At 68.9% G+C, this 15,859-nt stretch carries 12 protein-coding genes; 9 read left to right on the top strand and 3 right to left on the bottom strand.

The genetic code is table 11. From position 1 onward, the window contains the following. Together K9U41_RS16665 and K9U41_RS16670 are read left to right on the top strand one after the other, a co-directional pair. On the top strand, positions 1 to 246 hold a 246-nt coding region (locus K9U41_RS16665; RefSeq protein ID WP_282641997.1), incomplete at its 5' end, for an iron chelate uptake ABC transporter family permease subunit. An 11-nt stretch (positions 247 to 257) separates the two neighbouring features. Beyond that, on the top strand, positions 258 to 1,034 hold the full coding sequence (locus K9U41_RS16670; protein ID WP_282642012.1) for a heme ABC transporter ATP-binding protein: 777 nt from the start codon (positions 258 to 260) through the stop codon (positions 1,032 to 1,034). A gap of 95 nt (positions 1,035 to 1,129) precedes the next feature. Here K9U41_RS16670 and K9U41_RS16675 read toward each other — a convergent pair whose 3' ends face one another. Further along, on the bottom strand, positions 1,130 to 1,603 hold the full coding sequence (locus K9U41_RS16675; protein ID WP_282641999.1) for a peroxiredoxin: 474 nt from the start codon (positions 1,601 to 1,603) through the stop codon (positions 1,130 to 1,132). A 286-nt stretch (positions 1,604 to 1,889) separates the two neighbouring features. On the opposite strand from K9U41_RS16675, the gene K9U41_RS16680 reads away from it, so the two are divergent. After that, positions 1,890 to 5,402 carry a DUF3971 domain-containing protein gene (locus tag K9U41_RS16680; protein ID WP_282642000.1) on the top strand — a complete coding sequence of 1,171 codons (3,513 nt, stop codon included), beginning with the start codon at positions 1,890 to 1,892 and terminating at the stop codon, positions 5,400 to 5,402. A gap of 211 nt (positions 5,403 to 5,613) precedes the next feature. After that, positions 5,614 to 7,755, top strand: coding sequence for a sodium-translocating pyrophosphatase (locus K9U41_RS16685; RefSeq protein ID WP_282642001.1), 2,142 nt, complete (start codon positions 5,614 to 5,616; stop codon positions 7,753 to 7,755). Positions 7,756 to 7,793: 38 nt separating this feature from the next. On the opposite strand, the gene K9U41_RS16690 is transcribed toward K9U41_RS16685, so the two are convergent. Next, a complete protein-coding gene (locus K9U41_RS16690) occupies positions 7,794 to 8,990 on the bottom strand; it encodes a M23 family metallopeptidase (protein ID WP_282642002.1) in 1,197 nt (398 codons plus the stop codon). A 300-nt stretch (positions 8,991 to 9,290) separates the two neighbouring features. Here K9U41_RS16690 and secG point away from each other — a divergent pair, with 300 nt between their 5' ends. The 3 genes from secG (at position 9,291) to K9U41_RS16705 (ending at position 12,408) form a co-directional block, all read left to right on the top strand. Then, the gene (gene secG, locus K9U41_RS16695; protein WP_282642003.1) at positions 9,291 to 9,695 is read left to right on the top strand and encodes a preprotein translocase subunit SecG; all 405 of its coding nucleotides are present in this window, start codon (positions 9,291 to 9,293) and stop codon (positions 9,693 to 9,695) included. Positions 9,696 to 9,815: 120 nt separating this feature from the next. Then, entirely contained in the window at positions 9,816 to 11,444 is a 1,629-nt protein-coding gene (locus tag K9U41_RS16700; RefSeq protein ID WP_282642004.1) for a CTP synthase, read from the top strand. 91 nt (positions 11,445 to 11,535) lie between these two features. Continuing rightward, positions 11,536 to 12,408, top strand: a complete 873-nt coding sequence (locus tag K9U41_RS16705) for a VOC family protein (protein WP_282642005.1) — start codon at positions 11,536 to 11,538, stop codon at positions 12,406 to 12,408. 30 nt (positions 12,409 to 12,438) lie between these two features. On the opposite strand, the gene K9U41_RS16710 is transcribed toward K9U41_RS16705, so the two are convergent. After that, on the bottom strand, positions 12,439 to 12,846 hold the full coding sequence (locus K9U41_RS16710) for a VOC family protein (protein ID WP_282642007.1): 408 nt from the start codon (positions 12,844 to 12,846) through the stop codon (positions 12,439 to 12,441). Positions 12,847 to 13,159: 313 nt separating this feature from the next. On the opposite strand from K9U41_RS16710, the gene kdsA reads away from it, so the two are divergent. Together kdsA and K9U41_RS16720 are read left to right on the top strand one after the other, a co-directional pair. Further along, entirely contained in the window at positions 13,160 to 14,038 is an 879-nt protein-coding gene (gene kdsA, locus K9U41_RS16715; protein WP_282642009.1) for a 3-deoxy-8-phosphooctulonate synthase, read from the top strand. 216 nt (positions 14,039 to 14,254) lie between these two features. After that, complete coding sequence (locus tag K9U41_RS16720) at positions 14,255 to 15,625, top strand: glutamate--cysteine ligase (RefSeq protein WP_282642010.1); 1,371 nt, start codon at positions 14,255 to 14,257, stop codon at positions 15,623 to 15,625. The last annotated feature ends 234 nt before the right edge of the window (positions 15,626 to 15,859 follow it).

Below are 15,859 nucleotides of genomic sequence, written 5' to 3' on the forward strand. Positions count from 1 at the left end.
GCGGCGGGCGTGGTGGGCTTCATCGGGCTGGTGGTGCCGCATCTGGCGCGGCTGGTGGTGGGGCCATCCCACCGGGTGCTGCTGCCGGCGTCCGCCTTGCTCGGCGTTGCGGTGCTGCTGGGCGCCGACATCCTGGCGCGGATGATCGCCGCGCCGGCCGAGCTGCCGTTGGGCGTGGTCACCGCTCTGGTGGGCGCGCCTTTCTTCCTGTGGCTGCTGCTGCGCCGGCGCGCCTTCGTCGGATGATGGGGGTAAAGATGTACCGGGCCGAGAGCGTGAGCGTTGCGGCCGGGGGCCGCCTGCTGGTAGAGGATGCCAGCCTTGCCGTCCAGCCGGGGCGGGTGACCGTGCTGGTGGGGCCGAACGGGGCGGGAAAATCCACGCTGCTGAAGGCCATGTCCGGCGAGCACCGCCTCTCAGGCGGCCGCCTGACGCTGGACGGCGTGGTGATCTCGCGCCTGTCGCCGCTGGTGCTGGCCCGGCGCCGGGCGGTGCTGCCGCAGGCGGCGGAGGTGGCCTTCCCCTTCACCGCTGGAGAGGTGATCGCCGCCGGCCTCATGGCGCCGGACGGGCGTGATGGCGCGCGCATCGCCCGCCTCCTCGCTCAGGTGGACCTGCCGGGCTTCGCCCAGCGGCGCTACGACAGCCTGTCAGGCGGCGAGCGGCAGCGGGTGCAGCTGGCGCGCATCCTCGCCCAGCTGGAGCTGACGCGGGCCGATGCGCCCTCCTATCTCTTCCTCGACGAGCCGACGGCGAGCCTCGACCTTGCCCACCAGCTCACGGTGCTGCGGCTGGCGCGCGCCCATGCGGACAAGGGCGGCGGCGTGCTCGCGGTACTGCACGACCTCAACCTCGCGGCCATGGTGGCGGACGAGATCGTGGTGCTGGCGCAGGGCCGCATCCGGGCGGCGGGTCCGGCCGGGGAGGTCATCAGCGAGGAGGTATTGGAGGCGGCTTTCGGGGTGCGCGTGCGCGTCGGCATCGCGCCGCCGGGACCATTCGTGCTGCCGCAGAATGTGCAGGGGGCGGGGTAGGGACGCAGCGCTGCAGATCCCCGGATGCGCCGGGAATGGCGGTTTAAAAGCACATGGCGGCCGATCCCGGATCAGCCGCCATGTGCTGGACCGCCTCAGGCCAGCTCCTGCGCCGCCTTGAGCACGTCTTCGGCGTGGCCGGCCACCTTCACCTTGGGCCAGGTGCGCGCCACCTTGCCGTCGCGGCCGATGAGCAGCGTCGCCCGCTCGATGCCCATGTACTTGCGGCCGTACATGCTCTTTTCCACCCAGACGCCATAGGCCTCCAGCATCGCCTTCTCCGGGTCCGAGCCGAGGGGGAAGGCGAGGTCGTACTTGGCCTTGAACTTGTCCTGCGCGCTCACCGCGTCGGCCGAGACGCCCAGAATATCGGTGTCGGCGGCGGCGAAGGCGGCTCTCAGGCCGTTGAAGGCGATGGCCTCCTTGGTGCAGCCGGTGGTGTTGGACTTGGGGTAGAAATAGAGCACCAGCTTGCGGCCCTTGAAGTCCTTGAGCGCCACCGTGCCGCCGCCGTCCCGGGCGAGCGAGAACGGGGGCGCCTTGGCGCCGGCTTCCGGAAACTTGGACATCCGCCTTCCTTTCGACGTGTTCGGCGCCATGACGGGGCTGGTCGGCGCGTGCTCTTGTCTGAAGCTAGAGCCGGATCCGGCTCCCGCGACCCACAAGATCGCCGCCTTCCCGGCGCACATGGTAACTTGCAAGGATTGATCCACCTCATCTTTACGAGGCACGGGCAGGTTAGGGTCAATCGGGCGATCGTGGACGAATCGCCGCGCGCGGGAGAAGAGCCTGCGGGGCGGGTCCGCGGCGGGCGGTGTGGAAAGCAGAAGAAGAGCGTGGAGGGGTCGGAGCGGCATGGAGGATAGGGTGCGCAAGCCGGAGCCGGTGCGGCGTCAGCCGCGGCGCTCCCGCTTCCGGGGCATCATGGGGGCGCTGACGCCGCGCAGCCGCGCGGCGCGCGTGTTCACCATGGTGTGCCTGCTGCTCATCGCCCTCGGCGGCCTGGCGGCGGTCACCCTCTATGTGCTCATCGCCAATGGCATCGTCACCGCCAATCTCGCGACCCCCTATCTCGAGCGGGCGCTGGAAGAGCGCATCGGCGGCGGTCACAAGGTGGCCATCGGCTCCACCACCATGGAGACCGTGAGCGGCGGTGCCACCGCCGTGGTGGTGCATGACATCCGCGTCACCGGGCCGGACGGCCAGCTGGTGGCCAGCGCGCCCAGCGCCGAGGTGGAGCTGGAAGGCTCGCTCCTGTCCCTCATGCCGAAGGCGCGGCGGATCGACCTGGTCGGCGCGGAAATGACGGTGCGCATCGCCGCCTCCGGCCATCTGGCGGTCGCCACCGGCAAGGGCGGCAAGGCGATCTCAGCCCCGATTTCGGCGGCTGCCCGCACTCCATCGCCGGCAGCTCCAGACGCGCCCGTGCCCGCGCCCCCGCAGCCGGCGGCGCCCGAGCCCGCTGCCGCGGCGGCCGGCACCGGCGCCCTCGATACCGATCCCCTGAAGCCGGTGGTTCTGGCCCGCTGGATCAACGAACTCGAATCGGCCGGCTTCGATGGCGGCGCCCTGGCGGACGTGGGGCTCAAGGACGGCACGCTCATCGTGGAAAATGAGAGCGCCGGCCGCCGCATCGTCTTCCAGCACATCAGCGTGCGCCTCGCCCGGCCGGCGGCGGGTGGTGCCCAGCTCACCTTCACCATCCAGTCGCCGCAAGGCGTCGCCACCGCCACCGCGCGCATCGGCCCGGCGCGGGACGGGGAGCGGGCCATCGAGCTTGCGATCCGCAACCTCTCGACGCGCGACCTGCTCCAGGCCTTCATCCAGGACCAGCGGCGCTTCTACATGGATACGCCGTTCACCGCCGCCTTCACCGCGCGCCTGTCCGTGGACGGCGAGGTGAAGGCGGGCGAGGCAAATGTGGACTTCGGCGCCGGCGTGCTGGGCAGCGGGGAAGACCCGGAAGAGCGCTTCGTCATCGATCGCGCCCGCATCGGCGCCACCCTCGACGTAGCCCGGCGGGTGATCGTGGTCGCGCCCATCGAGGCGGTGAAGACCGAAAACGTCATCTCGCTCACGGGCGAGATCAAGGTGCCGGCGACCCTGGGCGCGCCCTGGCCATTCCAGATGGCGCAGAAGCAGGTGGTGCTCACCGGCAAGGAGATGCCCGAGCCGGCTCTGGTGGTCGACAAGGTGGACGTGGCGGGCCGGTTCGATCCGCCCAGCCGGCAGATCATCGTCGACACGGGCTTCCTCGGCTCGGCGGCGGGCGCCTTCACCTTCACCGCGCTGTTCGATTTCGGGGTGGACGTGCCCTACTTGAAGTTCGACGGCACCGCCTCGCCCATGCCGGTGGCCACCATCAAGCGCTTCTGGCCGGTGAACATCGCCCCTCCGGCCCGGCAGTTCGCCATCGACAACGTCTCCGGCGGCACGGCGGACGGCATCACCGTCGCGGTCAAGCTGCCGCTCGACCTGATCGGCCAGAAGCAGGTGCCCCTGCCGGACGACGGGGTGCGCTTCACCATCAACGGCAAGGGCGTCACCCTGCGACCGGTGAAGGGCCTGCCGCCCATCACCAATGCGAGCCTCGCCGTCCTCGTCACCGGCCGTTCGGTGCGCATCGCCCTGCCGGACGGGACCGCGGTGACGCCGCAGAACCGCAAGATCGCCGTGAGCGACGGCGTCATGCTGATGCCGGACTATTTCCCCCGCGAGCCCACCTCCCAGATCCGGGTGAAGTTCGACGGCCCCGCCGACGGCGCCATCGAGGTGCTGGGCATGGAGCCGCTGAAGGGCCCCACCGGCACCGCCTTCGACCCCTCCACCACGCGGGGCAAGTTCTCCGCCCTGCTGCAGGTGAACATCACCTTCCGCAAGGTGCCGCTGCCGGAGGATTTCGACTATTCGCTCGAAGCCACCCTGACGGATTTCGGCGTCGACAAGGTGTTCCGCGGCCTGCGGCTCGAAGGGGCAACGGTGAAGGCCTTCGCCTCGCCGGCCGGCGTGGTGCTGCGCGGCGACGGCAAGATCGCCGGCGCGCCGCTGGCCTTCGAATATGAGAAGCGCAAGAACGTGGCCGATTCCGATATCCGGGTCAGCGCCACCCTGGACGATGCCGCCCGCGGCAAGCTGGGCGTGGACCTGCCCGGCGTCTCCGGCCCGGTGGGGGTGCGCCTCATGGGCACCACCAACAACAAGGACACGCGGGCGACCATCGAGGCCGATCTCGTCAACGCGCGCATCGCCGACCTTATCCCCGGCCTCAGCAAGCCTGCGGGCAAGCCCCTGAAGGCGAAGTTCGCCCTGAACGACAAGGGCAACAGCGTTCGCCTCGACGACATGGTCATCGACGGCTCGGGCACGCTGCTGAAGGGCTCGATGGAATTGTCCGACAGCGGCGACCTCGTCGGTGCCAGCTTCCCCACCTTCCAGCTTTCCGACGGCGACAAGGCGTCGGCCAGGGCGGAGAAAGTGGGGGACGTGCTGAAGGTCCGCATCACCGGCGATGTCATGGACGCCCGCGGCATCATGAAGAGCCTCGTCTCCTCGCCCGCCGGCCAGCGGCGCGCCCAGAGGATGCCGGACGTGGATGTGGAGTCGCGCATCGGCGCGCTCACCGGAAACAATGGCGAGGTGTTGCGCCAGTTCGACCTCTCGGTGTCGCGCCGGGGCGTGGAGACGCGCGACTTTACGCTGACGGCCAAGGCCGGCCGCGACGGCACGGTGGCGGGCGAGATGCGCAACTGGCAGGGCCGGCAGAAGGCGCTGCTGGTCACCACCTCCGACGCCGGCGCCATGCTGCGCTTCCTCGACATCTACCCCAAGGTCCAGGGCGGCGAGGCCTGGCTGGTGGTGGACCCGCCGCGCAGCGACGCGGCCCCCCAGGACGGCGTGATCCACGTGCGCGACTTCGCCATCAAGGGCGAGCCGGGGCTCCAGCAACTCTCCAGCGCGGCGCGCGATTCGTCCGGCAAGATCGAGGACGGCACCGCCGCCTTCCAGAAGGCGCAGGCCCAGTTCTCCCGCACCACCGGCAAGATCGTGTTCAAGGAAGGCGCCATCTGGGGCACGTCCGTGGGCGCCACCTTCGACGGCACTCTGGACTTCGCCGCCGACCGCATCTCCGTCCGCGGCACCTTCGTGCCGGCCTATGCCCTCAACAACATCTTCTCGAAGCTGCCGGTCATCGGCCTGTTGCTGGGGGGTGGGCCGAACGAGGGCCTGGTGGGCGTGACCTTCGAGATCGTCGGCCCCCTCAGCGGCGGGCCGACCCTGCGCATCAATCCCATCTCCGCGGTGGCGCCCGGCTTCCTGCGCAAGATCTTCGAATTCCGCGATTCCAGCGACGCCCCGCCGACGCGGTAAACGCCGCGGCCGGCCGGCCTTCGGCCTCGGCCTTTGTCGAAGCCGGCGCGGCCTTTGAACGAAACCCTCCCGGTTGCGGTCCAAGACCGAGACCGGGATATGGCGGCGGGCGCTGCGACAGTTTGCCCGGACGCCCCTTGCCGTGGGTCACGGCACCGCTCACACTCACCCCATAACAAGATACTGGCGGAAACGAAAAAGGGTGGGACTGATGCTGGCACTGGTGTTGATCATCGCCTGCGGCCTGCTGGCCGTGGCGTACGGCGTATGGGCTATCCGCGAACTCATGGCCGCGGACCCGGGCACCGCGCGGATGCAGGAAATCGCAGCCGCCATCGCGGAAGGGGCGCAGGCCTACCTGAAGCGCCAATACACCACCATCGGCGTGGTGGGTGTCGTCATCTTCGTTCTCGTGGGGCTGTTCCTGGGCTGGCTGGTGGCGGTGGGCTTCGCCGTCGGCGCCATTCTTTCGGCGCTGGCCGGCTTCATCGGCATGAATGTGTCGGTCCGCGCCAACGTGCGCACCGCGCAGGCGGCGACCCTGTCGCTTGCCGGCGGCCTCGACCTTGCGTTCAAGGCCGGCGCGGTCACCGGCCTGCTGGTGGCGGGCCTCGCCCTGCTCGGGGTCACGGTCTACTTCCTCGTGCTTACCCAGATCCTCGGCTTCGCCGTCAACAGCCGCACGGTGGTGGATGCGCTGGTGGCGCTGGGCTTCGGCGCCTCGCTCATCTCCATCTTCGCCCGCCTCGGCGGCGGCATCTTCACCAAGGGCGCCGACGTGGGCGGCGACCTCGTGGGCAAGGTGGAAGCCGGCATTCCGGAGGATGATCCGCGCAACCCGGCCACCATCGCCGACAACGTGGGCGACAATGTCGGCGACTGCGCCGGCATGGCCGCCGACCTGTTCGAGACCTATGCGGTGACCGTGGTGGCCACCATGGTGCTCGCCGCCATCTTCTTCGCCGCCGTGCCGGCGACCCTCGCCACCATGATGGTCTATCCGCTGGCCATCGGCGGGGCGTGCATCCTCACCTCCATCGCCGGCACCTTCTTCGTGCGGCTCGGGGCCAACTCGTCCATCATGGGCGCGCTCTACAAGGGCCTGATGGCGACGGCGGGCTTCTCCATCATCGCGCTGGCGGCGGTGACGTGGCTGCTGCCCGGCTTCGGCGCCATCGCCGGGGCGGACTTCACCGGCACCAGCCTGTTCCTGTGCGGCCTGGTGGGCCTCGCGGTGACCGGCGCCATCGTGGTCATCACCGAATATTACACCGGCACCGGCTATCGCCCGGTGGTGTCCATTGCCCAGGCCTCGGTGACCGGGCACGGCACCAACATCATCCAGGGCCTCGCCGTGTCGCTGGAATCCACGGCGCTGCCGACGCTGGTCATCATCGCCGGCATCCTGTTCGCCTATGGCCTCGCGGGCCTGTTCGGCATCGCCATCGCCGCCACCACCATGCTGGCCCTGGCCGGCATGATCGTGGCGCTGGATGCCTTCGGCCCGGTGACGGACAATGCCGGCGGCATCGCGGAGATGGCTGGATTGCCCAAGGAGGTGCGCCAGTCCACCGACGCCTTGGACGCGGTGGGCAACACCACCAAGGCGGTCACCAAGGGCTACGCCATCGGCTCGGCGGGCCTCGGTGCGCTGGTGCTGTTCGCCGCCTACAGCCAGGACCTGAAATACTTCATCGCCCAGGCCGGGCAGGGCACCTACTTCTACGGCGTCGCCCCCAACTTCTCGCTGGAGAACCCCTATGTGGTGGTGGGCCTGCTGTTCGGCGGCCTGCTGCCCTTCCTGTTTGCCGCCATGGGCATGACGGCGGTGGGCCGGGCGGCGGGCGCCATCGTGGAGGAGGTGCGCCGGCAGTTCCGCGAGAAGCCGGGCATCATGGCCGGCACCGAGAAGCCGGACTATTCCCGCGCCGTGGACATGCTCACCAAGGCCGCCATCAAGGAGATGATCATCCCCTCCCTGCTGCCGGTGCTCTCTCCCATCGTCTGCTACTTCGTCATCTATGCGGTGGCGGGCGGCGGCGCGGCGGGCAAGTCGGCCGCCTTCTCGGCGGTGGGCGCCATGCTGCTGGGCGTGATCGTGACCGGCCTGTTCGTCGCCATCTCCATGACCTCGGGCGGCGGCGCCTGGGACAATGCCAAAAAGTCGTTCGAGGACGGCTTCGTGGACAAGGACGGCGTGCGCCACATGAAGGGCTCGGAGGCGCACAAGGCCTCCGTGACCGGCGACACCGTGGGCGACCCCTACAAGGACACGGCGGGCCCCGCCGTGAACCCTATGATCAAGATCACCAACATCGTGGCGCTGCTGCTGCTGGCGGTGCTGGGGCACTGAGGCGGGAAGCCGGCGGGCTCATCGGCCCGCCGGCTTCCCTATTTCCCGTCGCCGAAATCCACCACCTCGTTGTTGAGGGGCAGCGCGTCCTGCCGGGGGCCAGCGAGGCGGGTGCGGTCGATGTCGGCCGGCACCGGCTTTTCGAAGAAGTCCGCGCCGGCGGGGTTGGCCACGCCCTGGCCCTCGAAGCGCGTGAAGACATAGGGCAGGCCGTTGGCATCCAGCGGCGAGGGGCCGTCCATCACGTGGAAATGCAGGTGCGGGGCGTTGGTGTTGCCGGTGTTGCCGAGCAGGCCGATGATATCGCCCGTGTGCACCTTGTCGCCCAGCTTCACCTTCAGGCTGCCGCGCTGCAGGTGGGCGTAGAAGGCGAAGTTGCCGCCGCCGATGTCGATTACCAGCATGTTGCCGCCGATGTTTTCCGGCGTGATGCCCTTGGCGTCGCCGCCGGGCACCTGGGCGTCGGTGGCGTCATAGAGGTTCACCACCACGCCATCGGCCACCGAATGCACAGGCACGCCGTAATAGGCATAGCTCTCCAGCTTGTGCACATCGCCGGTGAAGAGGCGGTCGCTCGCGTCGAACTGCACCAAGTCGATGGCGAAGCGCTCCGGCACCCGCAGCCGCCCGTTGATCGCCATGATCGCCCCGCGATGGGAGGTGAGGGCATCGCAGCAGCCGTTGATCGCCACCCAGCCCTTGCCGCGCAGCGGCGGCGCGATCACCACCGCCGGGCGCCCGATGCCGGTTTGCGCCCCGGTGAAGGTGTAGGTGGCCGGCAGGGGCGCGCTCGCCGGCATGGGCACCGGCTTGCCATCGGGGCCGGCCTCCTGGCGCTTCGCCGTGATACGCGCGAGGACGTGGTCGGGGAGCCTGGCCGCGCGGGCGAAGGGAACGTCCAGGAAGACCGCCGCGGTGCCGCCGGGCGGCAGGGTGCGGGCGGTGCCGGCATAGTCGGTCATCATGGCGCCGAGCCCGTCGCCTTCCAGGCTGGCGAGGGCGTTGCCCGCGCCGTCCACGGCTTCCACCTTGTCGAGGGTGACGAACAGCTTGCTCGGATTGGTGACGTAAAGCTCATAGGCGAGATGCACCCGGCCATCGGCGCCCAGCACCGGGTTCGGCGCGGTGATGGGCTGCGCGGCGATGGAGCTATATACCTCGTCCGACTTCAGCGACTGCGCGAGTGCGGGCGACGCCGCGGCAAGGGCGGCAAGGGCGACAACGAGACGGTGCACGACTGGAACCCCATGTGAGAAGGCGAGACCGCGCCGACGGCGCACAGCCTCGTTGAAGCTGCTTCCATGCGCAATCTGCGGCCCGATACCTCCGGTGCCAGGGATGGCGGGGCTGACCCTCCCGGCTCAAGCCGGTGGGGGTCCGCCGGCCTGCCATGCTCACCTGCCATGCTTGCCTGCCATGCGTGCCGGGCAGGCGGCGAGGTGCCGGGGCGCTCTTCCCTCGCGGCGCCCGATCGTGTAACAGACCGGCAACTGACGCGCCGGGCTTTTGGTCGTGGCGCGAACATGATGGATTCCATGCAGACGGTTCTCATTGTCATTCATCTCATGGTGGTGCTCGCGCTCATCGGCGTGGTGCTGATCCAGCGCTCGGAAGGCGGCGGACTTGGCATCGGCGGTGGCGGCGGCGGTGGTGGTGCCGGCGGCTTCTTCACCGCGCGCGGCTCGGCCAACCTGCTCACCCGCGTCACCGCCATCCTGGCGCTGATCTTCTTCATCACCTCGCTGGCGCTGACCATCGTGGCGGGCTGGGGCCGGGCCCCGCGCTCGATCCTGCAGCCGGCGACCCAGTCTGGCCCGCAGGTTCCGCAGAGTGGCGGCACCATTCTCGACCAGATTCGCCCGCAGGGCGGCGGTGCCGATCAGGGTGCCCCCGCGACGCCGGCCGCGCCTTCGGGCCCGCAGGTTCCGCAGTCCAAGTGAGCCCCAAGTGAGCCCGTCGCCGCGGTTCGCGCGGCGGCACGCTTTCTCCACAGGCGAGGCGAGGCCGACCCCGGCTTCGCCCTCGCCGAATCGCGTTTGCACGAGGTAAGGTCGAGGCCCATGGCGCGCTACATCTTCATCACGGGCGGCGTCGTGTCTTCCCTGGGCAAGGGCCTCGCCTCCGCAGCTCTCGGCGCGCTTCTCCAGGCGCGCGGCTATACGGTCCGGCTGCGCAAGCTGGACCCGTACCTCAACGTCGATCCGGGCACCATGAGCCCGTACCAGCACGGCGAGGTGTTCGTGACCGACGACGGGGCCGAGACCGACCTCGACCTCGGCCATTACGAGCGCTTCACCGGCCACCCGGCGACGAAGCAGGACAACATCACCACCGGCCGCATCTATCAGGACATCCTGACCAAGGAGCGCCGCGGCGACTATCTGGGCGCCACCATCCAGGTGATTCCCCACGTCACCAACGCCATCAAGGACTTCGTGCTTGAGGGCAACGAGGGCTTTGACTTCGTCCTCATCGAGGTGGGCGGCACGGTGGGCGACATCGAGGGCCTGCCCTTCTTCGAGGCCACCCGCCAGCTGAAGAACGAGCTGCCCCGCGGCCACGCCATCTTCATCCACCTCACCCTGATGCCCTACATTCCCTCCGCCGGGGAGCTGAAGACCAAGCCGACCCAGCATTCGGTGAAGGAGCTGCGCTCCATCGGCATCCAGCCGGACATCCTGCTCTGCCGCACGGATCGCGAGATCCCGCGCGAGGAGCGGCGCAAGCTCTCGCTGTTCTGCAACGTGCGCGAGACCGCGGTGATCGAGGCGCGGGACGTGGACAACATCTATGCCGTGCCCTCCGCCTACCACGCGGAAGGGCTCGACAAGGAAGTGCTGGCCGCCTTCAACATCGAGCCGGCCCCGGCGCCCAACCTCAAGCGCTGGACCGACATCGAGGGGCGCGTGCGCAACCCCGAGGGCGAGGTCACCATCGCCATCGTGGGCAAGTATACCGGCCTGAAGGACGCCTATAAGTCGCTGATCGAGGCGCTGGCCCATGGCGGCATCGCCCACAAGGTGAGGGTCAATCTCGACTGGATCGAGAGCGAGACCTTCGAGCGCGAGGACCCCGCGCCGTTCCTGGAGCACGTGCACGGCATCCTGGTGCCGGGCGGCTTCGGCCAGCGTGGGGCGGAAGGCAAGATCCGCGCGGCCCGCTTCGCCCGCGAGCGCAAGGTGCCCTATCTCGGCATCTGCTTCGGCATGCAGATGGCGGTGATCGAGGCGGCGCGCAACCTGGCGGGCATCCACGACGCCAATTCCACCGAGTTCGGCCCCACCAACGAGCCGGTGGTGGGCCTGCTCACCGAATGGCTGAAGGGCAACGAGCTGGAGCGCCGCAACGCCGCCGGGGACCTGGGCGGCACCATGCGCCTCGGCGCCTATGCCGCGCATCTCGAGCCCGGCAGCCGGGTGGAGGCGGTCTATGGCGGGCGCGACATCTTCGAGCGCCATCGCCACCGCTACGAGGTGAACACCGCCTACCGCGACCGCCTGGAGCAGCATGGCCTGAGGTTCTCCGGCATGTCGCCCGACGGGCTTTTGCCGGAGATCGTGGAATATGGCGACCACCCCTGGTTCATCGGGGTGCAGTTCCATCCGGAGCTGAAGTCGCGGCCGTTCCAGCCCCACCCGCTGTTCGCCTCGTTCGTGGGCGCGGCCATGGAGCAGAGCCGGCTGGTGTGACAATTCGAAAGGTACTCGCCTGTCGGTTGTTTCAATCTGATCGGATCGCACTCTAAGCTTCCGCCCCTGAGAGTCGGGCAGAGGAGTGGCCATGCGACGCGGTCTTGACCATGTGGTGCATCTCGTCCGCGATCTTGATGCGGCGGGAGAGGTCTACGATCTGCTGGGCTTCAGCGTGGGTGCCCGCAACCGCCATCCCTGGGGCACCGAGAACCGCATCGTCCAGACCCCCGGCTTCTTTATCGAGCTGCTGCAAGTCGTCGAGCCGGAAAAGATCGTGCCGGACGAGGGGCCGCGTTTCTCGTTCGGCGCCTTCAACCAGCGCTTCCTCGAAAGCTGCGGCCAGGGCCTCGCCATGCTGGCGCTGGAGGGCTTCGACCCCGAGGCCGACAAGGCCGCTTTCGATATCGGGAACTTCGGCGGGTTCGACACCTTCGCGTTCGGCCGCACCGCTCGCCGGCCGGACGGGCAGGAGGTGGAGGTGGGCTTCACCCTCGCCTTCGCCCGCGATCCGCTCTCGCCGGACCTCGGCCTGTTCACCTGCACCCAGAAGCTGCCCGAGAATTTCTGGTCCGCCGACCTGCAGCGCCATTCCAACCAGGTCACCGGCGTTGCCGGCGTGGTGCTGGTGGCGGATGCGCCGGCCTTGCACAAGGCATTCCTGGAGACGGTCACCGGCGGGCCGGTGCTGCGGGCCAGCGACGACTGGTTCGTGGGCCAGACCCCGCGCGGCGCCGTGGACGTGATGACCCGCCCCCTGTTCACCGAGCGCTACGGCGTACCGGCGCCGGGCGGGGAGGGCCTGCGGCTGGCGGCGGTGCGCTTCAACACCACCGGCGCCCCGGAACTGCGGCGGGCGCTGGCGGCCCGGCGCATGGTGGAGGAGGCCATCGCCGGCGTGGTGGTGGTGCCGCCCAAGGCCGCCATGGGCGCCGTGCTGGTGTTCGAGCAGCCGGAGGGGTGAGGAGCGAGAGAGGTCCGGCGCCGGCCGGTGTCAGTACCACTCCGCCAGCTCGACCGTGATGCCTTCCGGCCCTTCGAGGAAGACGAGCTTGCGATCGTGGAACTCCATCATGGCGTTGCGCAGCCGGATGCCCTCGCTGGCGAGCCGCGCGATGTCGGCCTCGAGATCATCGACCGTGAAGCAGATGTGGTTGAAGCCGATCCGGTTGAGCCGGTGGATGTTGGGATCCTCGATGGGGGCGGGGTGGTGGTAGTGGAGAAGCTGCACCTCCATGTGCGGGTCCTCAATGGCGAGGGTCACGTGGTCGGCCTCGATGCCCTCGATGCCCATGTAGCGGTCCATGACCGGGCCCGCGATGACGACGGACTGGACCTCCTTGAAGCCAAGCAGCTGAAAGAACGACTTGGCGCCCTGGACGTCGTGAACGACGATCGTCATGTGATCGAATTTCCTGATCATGTGACGTCCCTCCTTCCCGCATCTGTGATCGTGGGCTGATGCCCGGCCGGGCGCGCCGGATGCGTGCCGGACGCGCGCACAATGGGCTGCCTCGCTCAGGGCCGCAATTGCCAGCCAGTGGACACCTGCGCTCCCTTCGGCGATGCCGACCCGCTCCACGGCTGGGCATCATCGGCATCGACAGGACCCGGCGCCGCCGGTTTCGCATTTTTTCGGGAAATGTCCTATCAAGGCGCGCTGCTGGGCCTTCCCCGCTATCCTGCCCGGCGGCGCCGCTTCCAAGGATGATCCCATGAACGCCGCACCGCCCGCCACCACGCCCCACGCCATCGTCGAGGTGGGTCAAGATGCGGGTGCCGTGCGTTTCGGCAATGGCTTGCCGCTGGCACTCATCGCCGGCCCCTGCCAGATGGAAAGCCGCGCCCACGCGCTGGAAGTGGCCTGCGCCCTGAAGGAAATCGCGCAGCGCCGCGGCATCGGCCTCGTCTTCAAGACCTCCTTCGACAAGGCCAACCGCACCTCGCTCTCGGCCCAGCGGGGCCTGGGGCTGGAGGCGGCCCTGCCGGTGTTCGCCGAGATCCGCGAGAGCCTCGGCCTGCCGGTGCTCACCGACGTGCACGAGATCGACCAGTGCGCGGCGGCGGCGCAGGCGGTGGACGTGCTCCAGATCCCCGCTTTCCTGTGCCGCCAGACCGACCTTCTGATCGCCGCCGCCCGCACCGGCAAGACGGTGAACGTGAAGAAGGGCCAGTTCCTCGCCCCCTGGGACATGGCCAATGTGGTGGGCAAGCTCACCGGCGCCGGCAACGGCCGGGTGCTGGTGACCGAGCGGGGCGTGTCCTTCGGCTACAACACCTTGGTCTCCGACATGCGGGCGCTGCCGATCCTGGCCAAGACCACGGGCGCGCCGGTGGTGTTCGACGCCACCCATTCGGTGCAGCAGCCGGGCGGGCAGGGCTCCTCCTCCGGCGGCCAGCGCGAGTTCGTGCCGGTGCTGGCCCGCGCGGCGGTGGCGGTGGGGGTAGCGGCGGTGTTCATCGAGACCCATCCCGACCCGGACAAGGCCCCCTCCGACGGGCCGAACATGGTGCCGCTCTCCCAGCTTGAAGCGCTGATTGGAATGCTCCAGGCCTTCGACGCCGTTGCAAAAGCCAATCCCGTCACCATCTGATCTCAGCTTGGGCTTGGCTGTCCGCCCTCCCGCCCGGATCGCAAAGCCCGCGGCGGAACAGGGCTGGCATGTCGGTTCGGGGGCATTTCTGTGCGCTGGGTAACATGACCCGGTTCAAGGGTGCGCTGGGGCGGTATTGAGAAACCGAAGTGCGTCTGTTGCCTTGGCCGGGCCGCCGTGTATGGTCTCGCGCCCATTTTGTTGAAGAGATTTCGTATGGCCCGGGACACCCTCGACGCGACTCCCATTGCCGGCCGGCATGAGCTGGTGGAGTGGATGGAACAGGGGTCCAAGCCGGAGCGGGCCTTCCGTATCGGAACCGAGCACGAGAAGATCCCCTTCACCCTCGGCCGCCATGAGCCGGTGCCCTACGAGGGGCCGAAGGGCATCCGCAAGCTGCTGGAGGGCATGCGGTCCCTGCTCGGCTGGGAGCCCATCATGGAGGGCTCCACCATCATCGGCCTCGCCGACGTGACCGGGGGCGGGGCCATCTCGCTGGAGCCGGGCGGCCAGTTCGAGCTGTCGGGCGCGCCGGTTTCCACCATCCACGAGACCTGCGCGGAACTGAATGCGCATCTGGCGCAGGTGCGGGAAGTGGCAGAGCCGCTGGGCATCGGCTTCCTCGGCATCGGCATGAGCCCCAAGTGGACCCGCACCGAGACCCCGGTGATGCCCAAGGGCCGCTACAAGATCATGGCCGGCTACATGCCCAAGGTGGGCAAATACGGCCTCGACATGATGTTCCGCACCTGCACCGTGCAGGTGAATCTCGATTTCTCCAGCGAAGCCGACATGGTCCAGAAGATGCGCGTCGGCCTCGCGCTCCAGCCGGTGGCCACCGCCCTGTTCGCCAATTCGCCGTTCACGGAAGGCAAGCCCAACGGCTTCCTGTCGTTCCGCTCCGAGATCTGGCGCGACACCGACAATGCCCGCTCCGGCATGCTGCCCTTTGCCTTTGAGGAGGGCTTCGGTTTCGAACGCTATGTGGACTACGCCCTCGACGTGCCCATGTATTTCGTGAAGCGCGGCGACTCTTACGTGGATGTGTCGGGCACTTCGTTCCGCGACCTGCTCGCCGGCCGCCATCCGCTGCTGCCGGGCGAGACCGCGACCCTCTCCGACTGGGTCAACCACCTCTCCACCATCTTCCCCGAGGTGCGCCTGAAGCGCTTCCTGGAGATGCGCGGCGCCGATGCCGGCCCCTGGGCCAAGCTCTGCGCGATGCCCGCCTTCTGGGTGGGCCTGCTCTATGACAGCCAGAGCCTCGACGCCGCCTGGGACCTCGCCAGGGACTGGACCGCCGAGCAGCGCCAGCAACTGCGGGACGACGTGCCCCGCCTTGGCCTGAAGGCGGAGATCGCAGGCCGTCCGCTGCGCGAGGTCGCCCGCGACGTGCTCAAGCTGGCCGAGGCCGGACTGAAGCGGCGCGGCTTCCACGACCGGGCGGGGCGCGACGAAACCCGCTTCCTGGAGCCGCTGGAAGAGATCGTGCTCACCGGCCGCTCCCCCGCCGACAAGCTGCTGGCGCTCTACAATGGCGAATGGGACCACTCGGTGGAGCCGGCCTTCAAGGCTCTGGCCTACTGAGTCGGGGCGGGGTGCTCGGGCTCCCGCTTTCCTTGCACTGACGCTTCAGTTGGCCGGAGCAGGAGGGTAACTCCGCCCGCCGTTGCTGCATGAGCTGGGCGCATTGCTGCCATGCGCTGATGCCATGCAGCAAAGCCTGTTTGCCACCCGGACGGCGGCGTCTCAGTCTGAAATTCCTCTGCTTCGACCGGGCGTACCCTTGAACCCTCTCCCGCTTGCGGGGGAGGGCAGGGT

The organism is Xanthobacter autotrophicus, assembly GCF_029991245.1.
Lineage (GTDB): Bacteria > Pseudomonadota > Alphaproteobacteria > Rhizobiales > Xanthobacteraceae > Xanthobacter > Xanthobacter autotrophicus_C.